This is a genomic window from Roseomonas aeriglobus (assembly GCA_016937575.1).
GTDB lineage: Bacteria > Pseudomonadota > Alphaproteobacteria > Sphingomonadales > Sphingomonadaceae > Sphingomonas > Sphingomonas aerigloba.
On record JAFHKN010000002.1, the window covers coordinates 1,025,204 to 1,044,329 of the forward strand.

At 65.9% G+C, this 19,126-nt stretch carries 19 protein-coding genes; 6 read left to right on the forward strand and 13 right to left on the reverse strand.

The window, feature by feature from the left end:
* Positions 1–26 precede the first annotated feature (26 nt).
* From gloB to JW805_05355, 4 genes are read right to left on the reverse strand one after another with little or no spacing between them, the layout of a single operon-like run.
* Positions 27–755, reverse strand: a complete 729-nt coding sequence (gene gloB, locus JW805_05340) for a hydroxyacylglutathione hydrolase (protein ID MBN2971441.1) — start codon at positions 753–755, stop codon at positions 27–29.
* A 1-nt stretch (position 756) separates the two neighbouring features.
* Positions 757–1,209, reverse strand: a complete 453-nt coding sequence (locus JW805_05345) for a VOC family protein (GenBank protein ID MBN2971442.1) — start codon at positions 1,207–1,209, stop codon at positions 757–759.
* A 54-nt stretch (positions 1,210–1,263) separates the two neighbouring features.
* Positions 1,264–2,004, reverse strand: a complete 741-nt coding sequence (locus tag JW805_05350; GenBank protein MBN2971443.1) for a hypothetical protein — start codon at positions 2,002–2,004, stop codon at positions 1,264–1,266.
* On the reverse strand, positions 2,001–2,708 hold the full coding sequence (locus JW805_05355) for an alpha/beta hydrolase (GenBank protein ID MBN2971444.1): 708 nt from the start codon (positions 2,706–2,708) through the stop codon (positions 2,001–2,003). Before JW805_05355 ends, JW805_05350 begins: the two co-directional genes overlap by 4 nt.
* Positions 2,709–2,903: 195 nt before the next feature.
* Here JW805_05355 and JW805_05360 point away from each other — a divergent pair, with 195 nt between their 5' ends.
* Complete coding sequence (locus JW805_05360; protein MBN2971445.1) at positions 2,904–3,212, forward strand: UrcA family protein; 309 nt, start codon at positions 2,904–2,906, stop codon at positions 3,210–3,212.
* A 46-nt stretch (positions 3,213–3,258) separates the two neighbouring features.
* On the opposite strand, the gene JW805_05365 is transcribed toward JW805_05360, so the two are convergent.
* The 3 genes from JW805_05365 to JW805_05375 are packed head-to-tail and all read right to left on the reverse strand — an operon-like array spanning position 3,259 to position 4,753.
* Positions 3,259–4,131: an alpha/beta hydrolase gene (locus tag JW805_05365; protein MBN2971446.1), complete on the reverse strand. Its 873-nt coding sequence runs from the start codon at positions 4,129–4,131 to the stop codon at positions 3,259–3,261.
* Positions 4,128–4,334, reverse strand: a complete 207-nt coding sequence (locus tag JW805_05370; protein MBN2971447.1) for a helix-turn-helix transcriptional regulator — start codon at positions 4,332–4,334, stop codon at positions 4,128–4,130. Before JW805_05370 ends, JW805_05365 begins: the two co-directional genes overlap by 4 nt.
* Positions 4,331–4,753, reverse strand: a complete 423-nt coding sequence (locus JW805_05375; GenBank protein MBN2971448.1) for a hypothetical protein — start codon at positions 4,751–4,753, stop codon at positions 4,331–4,333. Before JW805_05375 ends, JW805_05370 begins: the two co-directional genes overlap by 4 nt.
* A 135-nt stretch (positions 4,754–4,888) precedes the next feature.
* Here JW805_05375 and JW805_05380 point away from each other — a divergent pair, with 135 nt between their 5' ends.
* Positions 4,889–5,185 carry a hypothetical protein gene (locus JW805_05380; protein MBN2971449.1) on the forward strand — a complete coding sequence of 99 codons (297 nt, stop codon included), beginning with the start codon at positions 4,889–4,891 and terminating at the stop codon, positions 5,183–5,185.
* A gap of 124 nt (positions 5,186–5,309) precedes the next feature.
* Here the strand turns inward: JW805_05380 and JW805_05385 are convergent, their stop codons facing one another.
* A complete protein-coding gene (locus JW805_05385) occupies positions 5,310–6,704 on the reverse strand; it encodes a UDP-N-acetylmuramate--alanine ligase (protein MBN2971450.1) in 1,395 nt (464 codons plus the stop codon).
* A 95-nt stretch (positions 6,705–6,799) separates the two neighbouring features.
* Here JW805_05385 and JW805_05390 point away from each other — a divergent pair, with 95 nt between their 5' ends.
* From JW805_05390 to JW805_05405, 4 genes are all read left to right on the forward strand, one after another.
* Positions 6,800–7,621, forward strand: a complete 822-nt coding sequence (locus tag JW805_05390; GenBank protein ID MBN2971451.1) for an LD-carboxypeptidase — start codon at positions 6,800–6,802, stop codon at positions 7,619–7,621.
* Between the two features lie 117 nt (positions 7,622–7,738).
* Entirely contained in the window at positions 7,739–9,748 is a 2,010-nt protein-coding gene (gene thrS, locus JW805_05395) for a threonine--tRNA ligase (protein MBN2971452.1), read from the forward strand.
* Between the two features lie 94 nt (positions 9,749–9,842).
* Positions 9,843–10,361 carry a translation initiation factor IF-3 gene (gene infC, locus JW805_05400; protein ID MBN2971453.1) on the forward strand — a complete coding sequence of 173 codons (519 nt, stop codon included), beginning with the start codon at positions 9,843–9,845 and terminating at the stop codon, positions 10,359–10,361.
* Positions 10,362–10,641: 280 nt separating this feature from the next.
* Complete coding sequence (locus JW805_05405; protein ID MBN2971454.1) at positions 10,642–13,446, forward strand: TonB-dependent receptor; 2,805 nt, start codon at positions 10,642–10,644, stop codon at positions 13,444–13,446.
* A gap of 264 nt (positions 13,447–13,710) precedes the next feature.
* Here JW805_05405 and JW805_05410 read toward each other — a convergent pair whose 3' ends face one another.
* The 5 genes from JW805_05410 to hrcA form a co-directional block, all read right to left on the reverse strand.
* Complete coding sequence (locus JW805_05410; protein MBN2971455.1) at positions 13,711–14,259, reverse strand: GNAT family N-acetyltransferase; 549 nt, start codon at positions 14,257–14,259, stop codon at positions 13,711–13,713.
* Positions 14,260–14,296: 37 nt separating this feature from the next.
* The gene (locus tag JW805_05415; protein ID MBN2971456.1) at positions 14,297–14,479 is read right to left on the reverse strand and encodes a hypothetical protein; all 183 of its coding nucleotides are present in this window, start codon (positions 14,477–14,479) and stop codon (positions 14,297–14,299) included.
* Between the two features lie 11 nt (positions 14,480–14,490).
* The gene (locus JW805_05420; protein MBN2971457.1) at positions 14,491–17,232 is read right to left on the reverse strand and encodes a [protein-PII] uridylyltransferase; all 2,742 of its coding nucleotides are present in this window, start codon (positions 17,230–17,232) and stop codon (positions 14,491–14,493) included.
* Positions 17,233–17,391: 159 nt separating this feature from the next.
* Positions 17,392–17,955, reverse strand: coding sequence for a nucleotide exchange factor GrpE (gene grpE, locus JW805_05425; GenBank protein ID MBN2971458.1), 564 nt, complete (start codon positions 17,953–17,955; stop codon positions 17,392–17,394).
* 27 nt (positions 17,956–17,982) lie between these two features.
* Entirely contained in the window at positions 17,983–19,023 is a 1,041-nt protein-coding gene (gene hrcA / locus JW805_05430) for a heat-inducible transcriptional repressor HrcA (GenBank protein ID MBN2971459.1), read from the reverse strand.
* Positions 19,024–19,126 lie beyond the last annotated feature (103 nt).

The following is a 19,126-nucleotide window of genomic DNA, read 5'->3' on the forward strand; positions in this document are numbered from 1 at the left end:
ACCTCCGTCTGACAAAGGATAACGCGTCAGCCGCGAAATGCATCCTTGCCGGCGCGCCTTTCGGTAAATTCCTCAAGGCTTTGCGCCCGCAGGAACGGATTGGTCGCGCGTTCCAGCCCGATCGTCGTCGGCAGCGTCGCGTCGCCGGCATCGCGCAGCCGTTCCACCTCGACCATCCGCGCCCGAAGCGCCGTATTGTCGGGCTCGACGGTCAGCGCGAAGCGGCCGTTCGACAGCGTATATTCATGAGCGCCATAGACGATCGTCTCGTCCGGCATCGCGGCGAAGCGCGCCATGTTGGCAAACATCTGTGCCGCCGTCCCCTCGAACAGGCGACCGCAGCCCATCGCGAACAGCGTATCGCCGCTGAACAAAAGACCATCGTCGGCGAAATGGAACACGATGTGTCCCGCGGTGTGGCCGGGTGTCTCCAATACGGTCGCGACATGATCGCCGATCCGCACGGTGTCCCCTTCGCCGATGCCGTGGTCGAGCGTCGCGATCTTCGCGCGTTCGGCCTCGGGACCCGTCACCGCGCAGCCGAAGCGTGCCTTCAGCTCGGCATTGCCGCCGGTGTGGTCGGGGTGCCAGTGGGTCGTCCAGATCGCATCCGCCTGCCATCCGCGCGCGTCGAGCGCGGCGAGGACGGGTCCCGCCTCACCAGGATCGACCACCACCGTTCGGTCGGCGGCGGCATCGTGGATCAGCCAGACGTAATTGTCGCTCAGCGCGGCGATCCGGACGACCTCCAGCATCTTACCACTCGCCGACGTTGGGCATCGACGTCCAGGGTTCGGCCGGCTCCAGCTCCCCCTTCTGCAGCAGCTCGATCGAGATGTTGTCGGGGGTGCGGACGAACGCCATGTGGCCGTCGCGCGGCGGGCGGTTGATCGTGTAGCCGGCGTCGATCAGCCGCTGGCAGGTGTCGTAGATATTGTCGACGCGGTAGGCGAGGTGTCCGAAGTTGCGCCCGCCGGTGTAGGTTTCAGGTGCGGAGCCATCTTCCGCCGGCCAATTGTAGGTCAGCTCGACCTCCGCCTTGGCGCGCTCGCCAGGCGCGTTCATGTCTTCGTCGGCGGCAAGGAATATCAGGGTGAAGCGACCTTTCTCATTCTCCATCCGGCGGACCTCCTTCAGGCCAAGTACCTCGAAGAATTTGATGGTCGCGTCCGGATCGGTCACCCGGATCATGGTGTGGAGATAGTGCATGTGCGGCCCCTTGGTTGGGAATAGGTCAGGCCGCCGAAGATAGGGATGGGGGCACTATTTGCCAGCCTCGAACTGCGCGAGCGCGGCCTTTGCCGATGCGGCGACGGCGCCCTGGCCGATCGCGGCCGCACGCGTCCAGCCGGCCCGTGCGCCGGCCTCGTCGCCCGACAGCGCGGCGATGTTGCCCGCCTCCAGCTGGACCGATGCGTCGTCGTCGGCGCGCTCCAGCGCCTTGGCAATATCGGTACGGGCGCGGGGCAGGTCGCCCATTCGCCGTGCCAGCGTTGCGGAAAGCAGCCATGCCAGCGGATCGTCGCCGGCATCGACCAGCGCGGCGTCGATATCCTTGCGCGCTGCGGCGGTATCGCCTGCTGCGACCAGTGCGCGGGCGCGGTCTAGGTGCGCTTCGCCCAGCGCGAGCCCGCTCAGACTGTTCCCGGTAAGTGCCGAATCAAGTGCCGCCTTGGCTTTCGCCGCGTCGCCGGCCGCCAGCCAGGCATTGCCGGCCTGCGCCCAGAAACTTGCCGCCCGCGCATCCTTGGCATCTGCCGCGCCGCGCGCCGATTCCGCGAACGCCGTCGCCGCCGCGTCGTAGCGCTTCAGGCCGGTGTGCGCTCGCCCGAGACATTGCTGCGCACGGAAACCGCCGCCCGCCAGCACCCAGCGCGAGGCCTCCGTTTGCGCCGCCGCCGCATCACCGATCGCCAAGTCCACGCAGCGCTGCATCCGTGCATCGGCTGAATCGGTGATCGCCGGAGTCACTGCGGTCTGGAGGGCGAGGGCAAGCAGGATCATGACGTCAGCATCTCGATGGTGCTGAGGAGCGTGCCGATATCGGCATCGCGCGACAGCCGGTGGTCGCCGTCCTTGACCAGCACCGTCTGCACATCGGCTGAACGGATGGCGCGTGCGAGCTGGACGCTCAGCTCCCAGGGCACATCTTCGTCCTTCTGGCCGTGGATCAGGCGGACGGGGCAGTCGATCGCGATGCTCGGCCAGATCACGCGGAGGCTCTCGCCCGATTCCCAGAACGCGCGTGTGAAGACCGTCGGCTGATCGGAATAGGGGGAGGGTTGTTCGAGGCGCCCGGCGCGGGCGAGCGTCGATTTCTCGTCCTCGGTAAATCCCCAGCTGGTGAAATCGGGGGCGGCGGCGATGCCGACCATGTTCGCCACCCGTTCGGGCCGGGCGAGGGCGACGAGCAGCATGATCCATCCGCCCATCGACGACCCGACCAGCGTGACCGGCCCTTCGATCAGGTGATCGATCACCGCCAGCGCGTCGTCGCGCCACATCTCCAGCGTCCCGTCCTCGAACCGGCCGGGACTCGCGCCGCAGCCCGAATAGTCGAACCGCAGACAGGCGCGGCCATGGGTCTTGGCCCAGGCCTCAAGCGCCAGCGCTTTCGTGCCGGTCATGTCGCTGGCATAGCCGGGCAGGAACACCAGGGTCGGCCCGCGGCCGGGGGTGTGATGATAGGCAAGGGGTCGGTCGGACATTCGCGGCCTATGGCATTGAAGCCGCGTTAGCGAAACCGTCGCAATGCCGTCGCCGACGCGTCACGCCGTCGTCGCGTTCCCGTAACGATCGACGCCTATTGGAGCGCTCGTCCGACGGGTGCCCGCAATTTCACGAGGCGCCTGCGGGCTCGCTGGACGATCGATGGTCGATCGCTTTCGCGCAGGAGATTTCCCATGAAGTTCGTCATCCCCGCCGCCCTCGCGGCGGTCGCTTCGCTGTGCCCGGTCGTTGTTCAAGCGCAGGACCGCGACGTCGTCACCGTTCGCGTTTCGCGCAGCGGCCTGAACCTTGCCGACGCCGACCACCGCGCGCAGTTCGACGCGCGCGTTCGCCGGGCGGCCTATCGCGCGTGCCAGTTCAATGGGACGCGCCTGATCGAGCAACAGATCGCCAACCGCTGCGTTGCCGAGATGCGCCGCGATGCCGAACAGCAGGTTGCCATGATCGTCGATCGCCAGCAGCGCCAGCTCGCAGCCCGTTGATTCAGAGGGTGGGCGCGGGCGGCCCGATTCTGCCCGCGCCCGTCCGTCACATCGCGAGGAACGCCTCGAGCGCGCGAGCGAAGGCTGCCGGCTGGTCGAGCATGATGAAGTGCCAGCTGTCCGCGATCGGAACCAGTCTGGCGCTCGAACCGGCATAGTCGCGCTCCCAAATTGCCTTCGCCTGCGGGCCCGCGCCGGTTGCGTAGAGTATGTCGAACGGTTTGGCGGTGATCTTGCCGAGATCGGGCCGCAGGTCGGTCGTCATATCCTCGTACATCGCCTGTGCGACGACGCGGGGGTCGGCCTGGCGGCTCCATTCGGCGACCTGGATGCGGCCGGCGGGGGTGATCGACCAGATGCCGCCGGGGTCGGTCGTCACCGGTGTCTTGACGGCCGGCGTAGCGGCGATCATGTCGCGCATCCGTGCGGCATTCGCGGTCACGCTTGCGACGGTCGCATCGGGCTGAAAGATCGTGCCGATGAAGGGCAGGGCATCGACCACCATCACCCGGCCGACGCTGTCCGGGTGCCGCACCGCCAGCATCATCGCGACGAGCCCGCCCATCGAATGGCCGACGACTGCGGGCTTTGTGATCCTGTGATCGCGGACATAGCCATCCACCTCCGCGACGATACCGTCGAGGATGCCGGGCTTCAGGTTCGCCCGCGGCTCGTCGCCACCGAAGCCGTTGACCTGCACCGTCAGCACGTGGTGGCGTGCCTTCAGCCCCGGCACGACGCCGTCCCAGACAGAACGCGGCGAGGACAGGCCGGGGATCAGGATGATGGTCGGCCCGCTGCCGCCCTCGTCGCGGATCGAGATATGGTCGCGCTGGACCAGAGCGGGGCTCTGCCCCTTCGCCGCCATCGGGATGATGACCGCGGCTAGGATCAGGAAGAACAGGCTGGGGCGTCTCATTGGTCGGCATCCTTCGGGTTGACGAAGATCACTTCGATCGGCTGGCCGAACACGTCGGCGATCTTGAAGGCGAGGGGGAGGGACGGGTCGTAACGGCCGGTCTCGATCGCGTTGACGCTTTGACGCGACACCTCGAGCAGGTCGGCCAGATGCTGCTGGCTCCACCCGCGCTCGGCCCGCAGCGCGCGCATGTGGTTGTTCATGCGTCGTCGCCGCTGCCGCCCATCCGGTCGCGCAGCGATTGCACGCATTGCGCGATGCCCCAGCCCATGCACCACAGTATGAATGCCCAATAGGCCGGCGCATGCGGTACCACGCCACCGTCCTCCAGGAACCCCCAGGCGCTGGCGACCGCGAGCATGAAGCCCATGCCGATCAGCATCGCCTGCACCACGCGAGCGCGGATGAATTCGTCGCGTTCCTCGACGATGTACAGGCCGATGACGCCGATCACAGCAATGATCGGCAGCGCCGGCAGGATCGACAGGGTGACGAGCAGCACACCCTCGGGCCGCCAGGTCTTGATCGCCCAGACCGCGAAGAACAGCGTGGCGACATAGGCAAGCATCGTCGGCCAGAAGCGGCGCAGATAGCGCCGCCCGGCGGGAGTGTTCGAACGCATCTCAGACGCCCTCTCATGTGATTCGGTGACAAGCTCACTTTACGTAAAGCGAGCTTGTCATGTCAAGGCCGCTTTCCAATTGCCTCGCGCCAGGCGTCCGGTATGTGCCGCACGACAGTCTTTCGGAGTTTCCCCATGGCCAACACCGCCGGCGGCGTGCCCGTCGTGTCCAACCCGTTTGTGTCCGATGTCTTCGCCGACGAGGCGATCGCTTTTGACGTCCAGTCGGGCACGGTGCGCATCACGCTGGCGACACTGAAGATGGCGGAGCCGGCGGCGCCGTCGCCGATGCAGTTCGTCGCCAATAGTCGCGTCGTCATGACCGTGCCGGGTGCGCAGCGTCTGGCGATCGCGCTGTTCGATTTTCTGAAGAAAAACGGCCTCGACCCCGCCGAGGTCGTTGGTGGCGGTGGCGATACGGCGAAGAATTAGCGGCCGTCTCCGATCACCGATCGTTCGAGCCGAACACCGTTGAAGCGCTGATCGAAGGGCTGCTCTTCGCCTTCGCTCGGCGCGAGCGGGCAAAGTCCGACCGAGGCGCGCCCGCGTCGTGCGCCTACCCTCGCAGCCGCTCCACCATCTCCGCGGCAAGGAGGCTGAGCGTGTCGTCACGCGCACCCATCACGACGATGCGGTCACCGGGGCGGGCCTGTGCAACCAGATGGGCCGCCGCCGCCGCGCGATCGGGGATATGCATCGCCTGACCGCCGCCGACCATCACGTCGCCGACGAATTCCGCGCTGCCGACCTCGCGCGCCACGGTGCCGCCCTGATAGACCGGGTCGGGCAGGACGAGCAGGTCGCCGACCTTCAGCCCCTGGAGGAAGGTTGCGACGAGCTCGCGGCGCATGACCTTCAGCGGGCCGTAGCCATGCGGCTGAAACAGGACGAGCAGGCGGCCGGGGAAGGCGTGAAGCGTCGCCAGCGTGGCGGCGATCTTGTCCGGGTTGTGGCCGAAATCGTCGATGACCGCGACTCCGCCCGCTTCGCCGACCAGATCGAAGCGCCGACGAAGCCCCGTGAAATCGGCGATGGCGGCAATCGCATCGCCCAGCGGCACGCCGGCCGCGCGCACAGCGCCCAGCGCTGCCAGCGCGTTGGCGACATTGTGTCGGCCGGGGACGGCCAGGCGGACAGGGTAGGTTTTTCCGTCGGCCGTCAGCTCGAACGACACGGCAAAGGCCTGCTCGATCAGATTGCGGGCGCTCAGGTCCGCATCACGCGCGACCGCGAAGGTCACCAGCCTGTCGCGATCGAGCGATGTCGCCAGCGCCGCAGCCTCCGCATCGCCGATATTGAGTATCGTCGTCCGCGCCTTGCCCGCGAAATCGCCGAAGAGTTGGCGGAGCTCGTCGAGCGATTTGTGATCGAGACTGACGTTGTTCAGAACGGCGATCGTCGGCCGGTAAAGCGCGATCGACCCGTCGCTCTCGTCGACCTCGCTGACATAGCTTGTCTCGCTGCCGACCAGAGCGCTGGCGAAGGCCCGATCGGGGCGGACGAAATTCTTCATCACCGCCCCGTTCATGACGGTGGGATTGCGGCCGACGCGGTCGAGGATCCAGGCAATCATCCCGGTCACGGTCGATTTGCCGCTGGTCCCGGCAACGCCGATCGACAGTTCGGCCACGTTGAACAGGCCGGCATTCAACTCCGCCCGCGTCATACGCGTCGCGCCCACGCGGGTCGCAGCGACGATGTCGGCGACCGTGTCCTCGACCGCGGCGGAGGCGACGACGGTCTGCTCCGCCGAGACGATCCCGCTGCCGTCCTGGGGATGCAGCGCGATGCCCAATGCTTCCAGCGCGGCGAACTTGGCGGGCACGCGGCCCTGATCGAGCCCACGGTCGGAGCCGGCGACGATCGCACCGCGCGCGGCCAGGATCATCGCGAGCGACATCATGCCGGATCCGCCGATGCCGACGAAGAAGAAGCGTTTGCCGGAAACCATGCGCCCGCGCTATCGACCTGCGCGTACGGGAGCAAGACACGGAACGCCCGTCGATGGGCGATCCAGGACTGAGCGACGAGCGAGGGGCGTTAGGAATGAAGATTGCCGTCTGCGCGCCCGCGCGGTCCATCACCCCGGCCGGTGCCGCTCGCGTTTCCGCCTTTACCGCGCTGTATTACCCGCAGGTCGACCTGATCATCGATCCGCAATGCTTCGCCCAGGCCGGACATTTCGCCGGGTCGGACGAGCTGCGGGCCGAGGCGTTCCTGCGCCACGCCAACGATCCCGGCATCGACGCGATCTGGTTCGCGCGCGGCGGCTACGGATCGAATCGTATCCTCAAGATGGTGATGCCCGAACTGAAGTCGGCAGCGCGCGAGAAGAGCTATATGGGCTTTTCCGACATGGGCTTCCTGCTCGGCGCGCTCTACGCCCGGCGGATCGGGCGGCCGGTGCACGGGCCGATGGCGTCGAACGTCAGCGAGGCGTCGAAGGGAATGCCGGTCGGCCGCGCGCTCAGCTGGCTGGTCAACCGCGACCGGTCGGTGCTGGAGCCGACTTTGGGCGGTCAGCCTGCGGCGGCGTTCAACCTCGTCATCCTGTGCGCCCTCATCGGCACGCCCTGGATGCCCGATCTGACAGACCACGTCCTCTACATCGAGGAAGTGGGCGAGGCCTATTATCGGATTGACCGCTTGCTGTTCCAGATGGCGAATGCGACCCAGTTGAAGGGCATCGCCGGCGTCCGGTTGGGCGCGGTCACCGACGTGCCGGATGGCGATACCGAAACGGATTTCGGCGAATCGCTTGAAGTGATGATGGCGCGCTGGTGCCGCGACATGGGCGTGCCCTATCTCGGCCGCGCGCGGATCGGGCATGCCAGCGACAATCTGGTCATCCCCTTCGGTCTTGCCTGAGCACGCCCTATCGCCCGCCTGGAGCCCAGCAGGATTCGGAAGCCGTCGACGCGCCTTGCCTAAGCCCCCCTCTCCGCGGCATAGGCGCGCCTTCCATTCATCGAAGGTTTTTCCGACATGTCCGCGCATTTCCGCATCTCGCTGCCCGACGGTTCCGTCCGTGAGGTAGCCCCGGGGACTACCCCGGCGGATGTCGCCGCGGCGATCGGGCCGGGGCTCGCCAAGGCGGCGATCGCTGCGCGGGTCGACGGCGAGTTGCGCGACATCATGCGTCCATTCGAGGGCGACGCCCAGCTGGCGCTGGTGACGTCGAAGGACGAGGCCGATGCGCTGGAGCTTGCCCGGCACGATTTCGCGCATGTCCTTGCCGAAGCGGTACAGGCGCTGTTCCCCGGCACGCAGATCACCTTCGGCCCCGCGACCGACGACGGCTTCTACTATGACTTCGCGCCGAAGGACCGGCCCTTTACCGAAGAGGACCTGCCGGCGATCGAAGCGAAGATGCGCGAGATCATTGCGAAGGACGAGCCGCTGATCCGCGAAGTGTGGAGCCGCGCCGACCTGATCGCGCGGTGGCAGCAGCAGGGCGAGACGTTCAAGGCCGAGTGGGCTGCCGAACTGCCCGAGGGCGAAGAGCTGACCGTCTATCGCGCGGGGAAGGGCGAGGACGCCTGGCTCGACATGTGCCGCGGGCCGCACCTGGCCTCGACGGGCAAGCTCGATCCGCAGGCGTTCAAGTTGACCCGCGTGTCGGGCGCCTATTGGCGCGGCGACCAGAAGAACGCGATGCTCAGCCGCATCTACGGCACCGGCTGGCTGAACAAGAAGCAGCTCGACGCGCATCTCCACATGCTGGAGGAGGCCGCGAAGCGCGATCACCGCAAGATCGGGCAGGAAATGGACCTGTTCCACCTTCAGTCGGAAGCGCAGGGGTCGGTCTTCTGGCACCCCAACGGCTTCATCCTGTGGCGCCAGATGGAGGCGTATATGCGCCGCCGCCTCGACGCGGCCGACTATGCCGAAGTGAAGACGCCGCAGCTGATGGATGCGCGCCAGTGGGAACAGTCGGGCCATTGGGGCAAGTATCGCGAGAATATGTTCGTGGTGCCCGACGAGGTGCCCAATACCGAGGACGAGGGCGCGATCGTCTCCGGCGACGCCGACATGATGGCGCTGAAGCCGATGAACTGCCCCGCGCACGTCCTGATCTTCAAGCAGGGCATCAAGTCGTACCGCGACCTGCCGATCCGCATGGCCGAATTCGGCTGCTGCCACCGCAACGAGCCGCACGGCGCGCTGCACGGCATCATGCGCGTGCGCCAGTTCACGCAGGACGATGCGCATATCTTCGTCCGCGAGGATCAGCTGGTCGAGGAGGTGCGCAAGTTCTGCGAGCTGCTGCACTCGGTGTACCAGGATCTGGGTTTCACCGACTATGCCGTAAAGCTGGCGCTGCGCCCCGAGAAGCGGTTCGGTTCCGACGAGATGTGGGACAAGTCCGAACAGGAGCTGCGCGATGCGGTCCAGGCGTCGAACCTGCCGCAGGAGATCAAGGACAAGTTCGAGGAACTGCCGGGCGAGGGTGCTTTCTACGCCCCGAAGCTCGAATTCCACCTGACCGACGCGATCGGGCGGACGTGGCAGGTCGGCACGATCCAGTCGGACCGCGTCCTGCCGGATCGTCTCGATGCGAGCTACGTCGGTGAGGATGGCGAACGTCACCGCCCGGTGATGCTCCACCGCGCGATCCTCGGCACGTTCGAACGCTTCATCGGGATTTTGATCGAACACCATGCGGGGCGCTTCCCGATGTGGCTGGCACCGGTCCAGGCAGTCGTCGCGACCATCGTGTCGGATGCCGACGATTATGCCCGCGAGGTCGCGGCACGCCTGCGCGCGGCGGGCATTCGCGTCGACACCGACCTGCGCAACGAGAAGATCAACTACAAGGTCCGCGAACATTCGCTCGCCAAGGTCCCCGCGCTGCTGGTCGTCGGCAAGCGCGAAGCGGAAGAGGGCAAGGTCGCGGTCCGCCGCCTTGGGTCGGATCGTCAGGAATTCGTGAGCCTCGACGAGATCGTGAGCCGTCTGCGCGACGAGGCGTCGCCACCCGATCTGCGCGGCTGAGCGACACCTTTCGTTCAGACGCGAGTTTCACTATATAGACGTCGGAACAATAACAGGAGAACACCCTATCCGTCCGCCCATGATGCGCCGGCCGATGCAGGCGCCGCCGATGAACGGCCCCCGGTTCAACGAATGGATCCAGTCCCCCAAGGTCCGCGTGATCGATCACGAGGGCGAGAATCTGGGGGTCATGTACACGCGCGCCGCGATCGAGGCTGCCGCGGAGGTCGGGCTCGACCTCGTCGAAGTCTCGCCGAACGCCGATCCGCCGGTCGCCAAGTTCCTCGATGTCGGCAAGTACAAGTACGAGGCGCAGAAAAAGGCGAACCTCGCCCGCAAGTCGCAGAAGACGCAGGAGATCAAGGAGATCAAGATGCGTCCGAACATCGACGATCACGACTATGATACCAAGATGAAGAAGGTCGTGGAGTTCATTGAGGAAGGCGACAAGGTGAAGGTCACCATGCGTTTCCGCGGTCGCGAGCTCAGCCACGGCCAGCTCGGCATGGCAGTGCTTCAACGCGTGGCCGAGCAGGTCGCCGAGGTCGCGAAAGTCGAGGCCTATCCGCGGATGGAGGGGCGTCAGATGCTGATGGTGCTCGCGCCGAAATAAATTTTCGAAAGCTGGGTATCTAATTGCGGCTGTCGACGGGAACCCCGTCGGCGGCCGTTTTCTTTTTTCGGTCGGAAAAAATCCTGTGTTCCCTAGGGGAAGCCTGGCGTCGATCGAAAATCAGTCCTGTCTTGCAACTGTGTCCTCTGCGCACGCCTGTCTCGAAAAAAACGCGTTCGGGTATGGCGGGGGCTAGGCAAGGACGCGGCTTTTTGTCAGCTTGTTCGACAGACGAGGATGGCGAACGATAATGCCATCCCGCAGGAGAGGATTGCCGACCATGCGTAAGCTCGCGCTGCTGATCTCTGTCGCGTCCACTGCAATCGCTTTGCCGGCGATGGCGCAGAGCACGACGACCTCCCCCCAGACGGCCGACGCCAACCAGGCGCAGAGCGATGCCGCGCAGGATGGGGCGCTCGTCAGCCAGGGTGACATTGTCGTAACCGCCACCCGCCGCGCCGAGCGTCTGGCCGATGTGCCGGTCGCGGTGTCGGCGGTGTCGACCGAACAGCTCCAGCTTTCCGGCGCGAACGACATCCGCCAGCTCAACCAGCTCGCGCCCTCGCTGCTGGTTTCGTCGACCGGCACGGAGGCCAACACCTCGGCCCGTATCCGCGGCATCGGCACGGTCGGCGACAACCCGGGCCTCGAAAGCTCGGTCGCGGTGTTCATCGACGGCGTGTATCGCTCGCGCTCGGGCGTCGGCATGAACGAACTCGGCGAAGTCGAGCGTGTCGAAGTGCTGCGCGGGCCGCAGGGAACGCTGTCGGGCCGTAACGCGTCGGCCGGCGTCATCAATATCATCACAAAGCAGCCGAGCTTCTCGGGCCTGAGCGGCATGGCCGAGGCGACCTACGGCAACTACGACCTGTGGCGCTTCCAGGGCGCGCTGAACGTGCCGCTCGGCGAAACCCTCGCGGCGCGTGTCGACGGCGTCTACACCAAGCGCGACGGCTTCTATTACGATCCGACGAACAACGTCGACGTCAACAATCGCGACCGCTATTTCGTCCGGGGCCAGCTGCGCTTCGAACCGTCGAGTGACCTCAGCATCCGCATCATCGGCGACTATACCAAGCGCGACGAGGCGTGCTGCGCTGCGACATATGTGGATCGGCGGACCAACCCCTACGTCGGTGACCTGAACGAATTGGCGACGCTGCCGACGACCGCGGCGACGCCCAGCGCCAACGGCAACAACATCGTCAACGTCATCCGCGACCTCGGCCAGAATCTGTCACTGGTGAACGCGCCGGGATACAGCCGGACGATTTCGTCCAGCCGGGGACGCAGCTTCGACGGGATCACCAAGGACTGGGGCGTGTCGGGGCAGGTCGACCTGAACCTGGGCCCGGCAACTCTGACGTCGATCACCGCGTATCGCGACTATAACTCGACGCAGGGATCGGACACCGATTATTCGAGCGTCGATATCCTCTACCGCGCCGCCAACGGCTTGTCGGGTCGCGCGTTCAAGACCTTCAGCCAGGAACTGCGTCTGCAGGGCGAAGCCTTCGGCGGCAAGCTCGACTGGCTGATCGGCGGCTATTACGCTGATGAAAAGCTCGACGTGGTCGACAATTTGCGCTTCGGCAACCAGTACGGCCGCTTCGCGACCTGCCGTATCGTATCCGGCAGTGCACTCGCCCAATTCTATTCACCCGGCAGCACCGCCTGTCTGTCGGCGACGGGGAACGCCGTCCTGCGTGGTCAGGTCCCAGGTGTCACGTCTAGGTTCGGGCCCGCCGGCAACATCGTCGTCAACGCCCTCACCACGCTGGACGGGATCAACGACAAGGGCTCGATCGCCGATCGCTATCGCCAGAGCAGCCGCAACTATGCGTTCTTCACGCACAACATCATTCACTTCACCGACACGCTCGATCTGACGCTGGGTGCGCGCTACACCAACGAACGCAAGCGGCTGAACGCCAGCTTCACCAACGACAACGTCGGTTGCGTCACCAATCAGCAGAATCTGGGCGCGGCAGGCCTGCTCAACCCGGCGAGCCCCTTGTTCGCGACCGCCGCTGGCATCGTGGGCCTGAGCTGCCAGGGCAATTCGACGTCGGAATTGAACGGCGTCAGCATCAACAGCCAGCGCAATGAGGATGAGTTCACCGGCACCGCAGTCCTGTCTTGGAAGCCAACCGACGCGTTGCTGGTCTACGGCTCCTATTCGCGCGGCTACAAGGCCGGTGGTTTCAACCTCGACCGGTCGGCACTCAAGAATCCGGTCGCAAGCTTCGCGTCGCTCGGTGGGGCGCAGGCGCTGACCGGAAACCTTCAGTTCGATCCGGAGAAGGTCAACGCCTTCGAAATCGGCGCGAAATACGCTCGTGGACCGGTGACGATCACCGCCGCTGCCTTCCGTCAGGAATTCGAGAATTTCCAGCTCAACACGTTCAACGGCACCGTCTTCCTCGTCGCTACGGTCAACTCGTGCAAGACCGGGCTTAACGGCGGCGACCGCGATCTGAGCGCGACGACCGGCAGCTGCGCGGCCGACGACGTGACCTATGGCGTGCGGTCGCAGGGTGTCGAACTCGAAGCCGCGCTGCAGCCGGCGCGTGACATCAACTTCACGCTCGGCATCACCTATACCGATACGCGCTATCGCAACGACCTGGTCGGCTCGGCCCGCGGTCTGCCGCTCGATCCGGCACTGCGCGTGCTGCCGGGCAAGCAGTTGTCGAACGCGCCGGAATGGGTGGCGACCAGCTCGTTCGCCTGGACCCCACGTCTGGGCAATTCGGGCCTATCGGGCTTGTTCTACATCGACGGCCGCTTGAGCGACGACTATAATACGGGCTCGGACCTGTTCCCGCAGAAGGCGCAGGACAGCTTCTTCGTTGCGAACGCCCGCGTCGGCATCCGTGGGCCGAGCGAGCGTTGGGCGCTCGAATTCTGGGGCCAGAACATCTTCGACAAGGACTATGCGCAGGTCGCCTTCAACTCGCCGTTCCAGGCGGGAACGACCAGCGCCCCCTTCGTCGACCCGCAATATCCGGGCGGGCGCCAGATCTTCTCGCAGTATCTGGCCGAGCCGCGGACATATGGCATTACCGGCCGCGTGAGGTTCTGACACAGGCGTCCTCAGCGTGCGCAAGCGCGTTGAGGAGCCGTGACAACGGACGGGCACCCATCAAGGGTAAGATTTGCACCGAATGTCCCAGCGGGGTCGGCTTGGCCGGCCCCGTCTGACGTTTTGGCGGTGCGCTTCAGCGTTGTTCAATCGCGTCGATCGTGGTTTGAGCGAAGCCCGCAGCCTAGGCGATCCCAGCGCGTCACACGCCAATGCCTTGCCGTGCCCCGGGGACGCCGGTTCTCAATTCACGCGAATCACGCGCTAAATGGCTAAGGATCCCGTTGCGAACGCGTGCCGATCCATTGCGTAGATGACATGCCGCGCAACACCGCCATGCAGCGGTACGTCGTGCCACCGGTCGGTCAGCGTCGCACCAATCTTTTCCAACGCCCGCCGCGACCGGATATTCTCCGCGCCGACCAAGAAGATGACGCGCTCATACACGGTCAGTGCGTGCCCGATCATCAATCGCTTTACCGATCGATTGGTCACGCCGCCCCAATGGCTGCGCGCCAGGAAGGTCCACCCGATCTCGATCTCGTTCGCCGCGGCACGGGCCGGATCGAAGCGTGACGAGCCGATGACGGCACCGGTCACGGCGTCGGCGATCACCAAAGCGCCGCCGCTCGACAGCCCATCATCAAAGAACTTGCGGAAGACCGGTTCCTGCCAGCGATCGTGCGCCGGATGGATCGCCCAGATCTCCGGATCGCGCGCCACCGCGAATAGCGCGTCGAAATCGCTCGCCGTCATCGGCCGCAAGCGCACCACCGGGTCGGACAGATGGGGTTGCGCGTCAAAGTCAGCCATGAACAGCGTCCTGCGCGAAATCGCCGCTGAACGCCACCTAGTCGCAGCCGCCGCCGTCCCCGCCGCCACAGTCACCGCCGTCCCCGCCGATATCGGCCCATCCGCCGCCGTCGCCGCTGCCCTCGGCCGTCCGTCGCTCACGCGTCTTGCGAAGCCCGGCCACAACACCGATCAAAACGCCGCCACTCAGAAGCGCGACCATCACCGCGGCAAGCGCCATCCACTCCTCCTTTATGCCGCCAGGGCGACATCCTCGCCGGCCGCGGCCTCCAACAATCGCTTCTCGATCGTCTTCACCCGCGTGCCACCCAATTTGTCGCCGGTCAGGTCGGTGACATAAAAGGTGTCGACCGCGCGCTCGCCATAGGTCGCGACATGGGCGGAATGAATCGTAACGCGCGACTGGAACAGAGCGTTTGCCAGATGGTGGAGCAGGGCAGGGCGATCGCGCGCGTTCACTTCGATCACGGTGAAGCGGTTCGATGCGGCATTGTCGATCAGCACGTTGGGCTGGACTGCGAAAGCATCGGCGCGGGGGCGGGGCGGGGCCTTGGCCTTCAGCCGGTCCCGTAGCTTGACGCGGTTGGCGAGCGCGTCGGCGATGCCGGTACGGATGCGTTCGAGCTGACCGGGGTCGTCGAACGGCCGCCCGAGCGGGTCCTGGACCAGGAAGTTATCGAGCGCCATGCCGTCGCCCGTCGTGTGAATCCGGGCGTCGATGATGTTGCCTCCCGCGGCGTGGATCGCGCCGGCGATACGGTAGAACAGGCCCGGATGGTCGGCGGCATAGACCGTCACCAGCGTTGCGCCGCGCGCGGGGTGCGGGCTGGTGTCGATCGCCAGGTCGGTCATCCCGGCCGCTTCGATCATGCGCAGATTATGTTCCAGCACGTCGGTCGGCTCTGCTACCCAATACGCCTCGGGCAGGCGTCGGACGACAGCCGCAAACCGATCCGCATCCCAGCCGAGCGCCCGGCCCAACTCGGCCTGTTTCGCCGCGATCCGTTCCCCGCGCCCGCGCTGCTTGTGACCCAGACGAAGGACTTCTTCAGCGCCCTCGAACAGGTCGGTCAGCAGCTGGCGTTTCCACCCGTTCCAGACGCCAGGGCCGACCGCGCGGATGTCGACGATGGTCAGCACCAGCAGCATGATCAGACGCTGCGGGCTTTGCACCGCGTTGGCGAAGTCGAGGATCGTCTTGAAGTCGCTCAGGTCGCGTTTGAAGGCGGTTGCCGACATCAGCAGGTGCCAGCGCACCAGCCAGGCCACCGTTTCGGTTTCCGCCGGCGTCAGACCGAAGCGCGGACACAGCCGCGTCGCGACCTCCGCACCCAGGATGGAATGGTCGCCGCCACGCCCCTTGGCGATATCGTGCAGCAATACCGTGACGTAGAGCGCCCGACGCGACACGATCTGGCCGAAGATCGCGGTTGCGAGCGGATGGTCGTCCTTGAGCAGCCCGCGCTCGATCCGGCTGAGCAGCCCGATCGCGCGGATCGTGTGCTCGTCCACGGTATAGTGATGGTACATGTCGAATTGCATCTGGGCCACGACACGGCCGAAGTCGGGCACGAAGCGCCCGAACACACCAGCTTCGTTCATCCAGCGCAACACCATTTCCGGGTCGCGCTCGCCGGTCAGCAGCGCGAGGAACAGCGCGTTGGCCCGTGGATCGTTGCGCACGCCATCGACCAATCGAGCATCGCGAGCGGCGGCGCGCATGGCGAGCGGGTGAATTTCGAGCGCGTTGGCCTCAGCCAGCTGAAACATCTCGACCAGCCGCACCGGGTCCTGGGCGAAGAAATCGTCCGATGGCAGTGCCAGGCGACCACGATCGAGGACGAAGCCGTTGAGCTTCGACGGGCGCCGGCGGATCGTCGGCAGGCCGAAGCGGCGACCGCGCGCGGCGAACTTTTCGTCGATGTGCGCAACGAACACGCCCGTCAGGTCACCGACCGCCTTGGCCTGCAGGAAGTAGAATTGCATGAACCGCTCGACCTTCGATTTGCCCGGTCGGTCGGTGAAGCGCATGCGGTCGGCGATCTCGCGCTGATAATCGAAGGTCAGCCGATCCTCGGCACGGCCGGCAATGATGTGTAGGTGACAGCGCACCGCCCACAGAAAATTCTCGGCGCGGTAGAAGCGTCGTAGCTCGTCGCGGGTCAACAGCCCCGCACCGACCAGCTCGGGCGCAGTGCCGACATTATAGGCGTATTTGCCGATCCAGAAGAGCGCGTGGAGGTCGCGAAGGCCGCCCTTGCCCTCCTTGACGTTCGGTTCGACGACATACCGGCTGTCGCCCATCTTGACATGGCGGGCGTCGCGTTCGGCGAGTTTTTCGGTGATGAAAGCGCGGGCCGTGTCGGCCTGAACTTCGATGCGAAACCGACGTTCCGCCTCGGCGTAAAGCGTTTCGTCGCCCCAGACGTAGCGCCCCTCGAGCAAGGCGGTGCGGATCGTCACGTCCGCCTTGGCCTGGCGCACCATCTCGTCGAGCGAGCGCGACGAATGGCCGACCTTTAGCCCCATGTCCCACAGGGCGTAGAGCATCGATTCGATGACCTGCTCGCTCCACCCCGTCTGTTTCCAGGGGGTGAGGAAAGCGATGTCGACGTCCGAATGCGGCGCCATTTCGCCGCGGCCGTAGCCCCCCACCGCGACCAGCGCCATGCGTTCGGCGGCGGTGGGATTGGTGTTGCGATAGAGCCGCTGGACGGTGAAGTCCCAAAGCAGCCGCAGGAGCTGATCGGTCAGATAAGCACCGGCCTGTGCCGCTTCGAGCCCGCGCGAGGGATGGAGCGTGAGGCGCCGGGCAATCTCCGCCCGGCCGGCGTCTAGCGCGGCCTTCAGTAACTGAGTGCCGGCACGCCGAAGTGCCCCCGTGTCGGCTGCTTCGAGCGCCATCAGTGCATCGGCGATGGCGCGCCGATCGATCAGGGCACGGCGATTGGGGACATGGTCGAAGCGGGACATGGGACGAGGATAAGGGCTCATCCTCGCATCTGCTACTGTCCTGCCGCCGTCATTCTCGCGGAGGCGGGAATAAAATCTGGCTGACGCTGCGCATCATTCGCCACGTCAGCCAGAACTGAACCCCGCCTCCGCAGGGATGATCTGAAATGAGCGCCGGAGTTACCCCGCCTTCGCGACCCCGACCAGCGCCGGGCGCAACAGACGGTCCTTCAGCATGTAGCCGGCCTGGATTTCCTGCACGACGGTGCCAGGCTCGGCATCCGCCGACGGCACTTCGAACATCGCCTGGTGACGATTGGGGTCGAGCTTCTGGCCGAGTGACTCGACCTTGGTGATGCCATGTCGACCGAACACGCTGTCGAGCTCCCGCCCGGTCGCCTCCAGGCCGGTCACCAGGCCCTTCATCTTCTCGTCGGCGCGCAGCTCGGCCGGGATTGCGTCCAGCCCGCGCGACAGATTGTCGGCAACCGACAGCAGGTCGCGAGCGAACCCGGTGACCGCATAGTCGCGCGAATCCTGCGCGGACTTTTCGGCGCGGCGCACCATGTTCTGCGCGTCGGCGCGAGCATAGAGTACCGCGGCCTTGGCTTCGGCCAGTTCCGCTTCGAGCTGGGTGATGCGATCGTGGTCGGCGACTTCGGGGGCGGCATCCGCCGTTTCGCCGCGCAGGTCCACGGCCTCTGCGGTCAGGCCGGCATCTTCGGTCTTGGTTTCTTCGTTCATGACATCCGTTCTACTGAAAACTGTGGCTCACGCCAGCAGTCGTGCGAGCGTGGCGGCCGTGAAATCCACCATGGGCACGACCCGCGCATAGTTCAACCGCGTCGGACCGATCACGCCGACGACGCCCACCACCTGCTCGTCGATCGCGCGCACGGGCTGGGCGATGACGGACGATCCCGACAGCGCGAAAAGCTTGTTCTCCGACCCGATAAAGATACGCGCAGCCTGCCCCTCGCGCGCTGAATCGAGCAGGCGCATGATCTCCTCCTTGCCCTCCAGCTCATCGAGCAGGCCGCGGACGCGGTCCAGGTCGGCGGCGGCGGCAGGATCGATGAGATTTGCCTGACCGCGGACGATCAACACGGGGCGGCGCGCGCCGTCTTCGCTCAATACCGCAATGCCGCGTTCGACCAGCGCGCGAGCGGCACCATCGAGCGCGGCGCGTTCCGCGGCGATCTCGCGACCGATGCGCTGGCGAATGTCGCTCAGCGTTGCGCCGGCAGCGCGGACGTTTAGAAAATTGGCGGCGGCCTCCAGCGCGGACGGCGGAACCTCCCCCGGCAGGTCGATCACGCGGTTCTCGACGGACCCGTCATCGCCGACCAGCACCGCGAGCGCACGGGCCGGGCCAAGCGGCACGAAGCCGAACTGGCGCAGAACCGGCTCCCGGCGGGGTACGAGGACAAGGCCGGCACAGGCCGACAGGCCCGACAGTGCGGCAGTGGTCGCCGCGATCGCTTCCTCGACCGGCCCGCCGCCCCGCGCGCTGGCGTGGATCGTCGCGCGTTCCTGCTCCGACGGGGCGACCGCGTGCATCATGCCGTCGACGAACAGGCGCAGCCCGGTCTGCGTCGGCATCCGCCCGGCAGAAGTATGCGGCGCAGCGAGCAGGCCCGTCTCCTCCAGATCCTGCATGACGCCACGGATCGAGGCGGGCGACAGGTTGAGGCCCGATACCTGCGCGATCGTCTTCGACCCCACCGGCTGTCCGGAATCGAGATATGACTGAACCACCAGCCGGAAGACGTCGCGCGCTCGGTCGCTGAGTTCTGGGAAGGTCGGCGTCACGCGGGAGAAGATAGGGCGTGCCGCTGATGTGCTCAACGCCCCCCGTCGTCATTCCCGGGAAGGCGGGAATGGATTGCGGCTTATTTCGCGATCCAATTCGGTC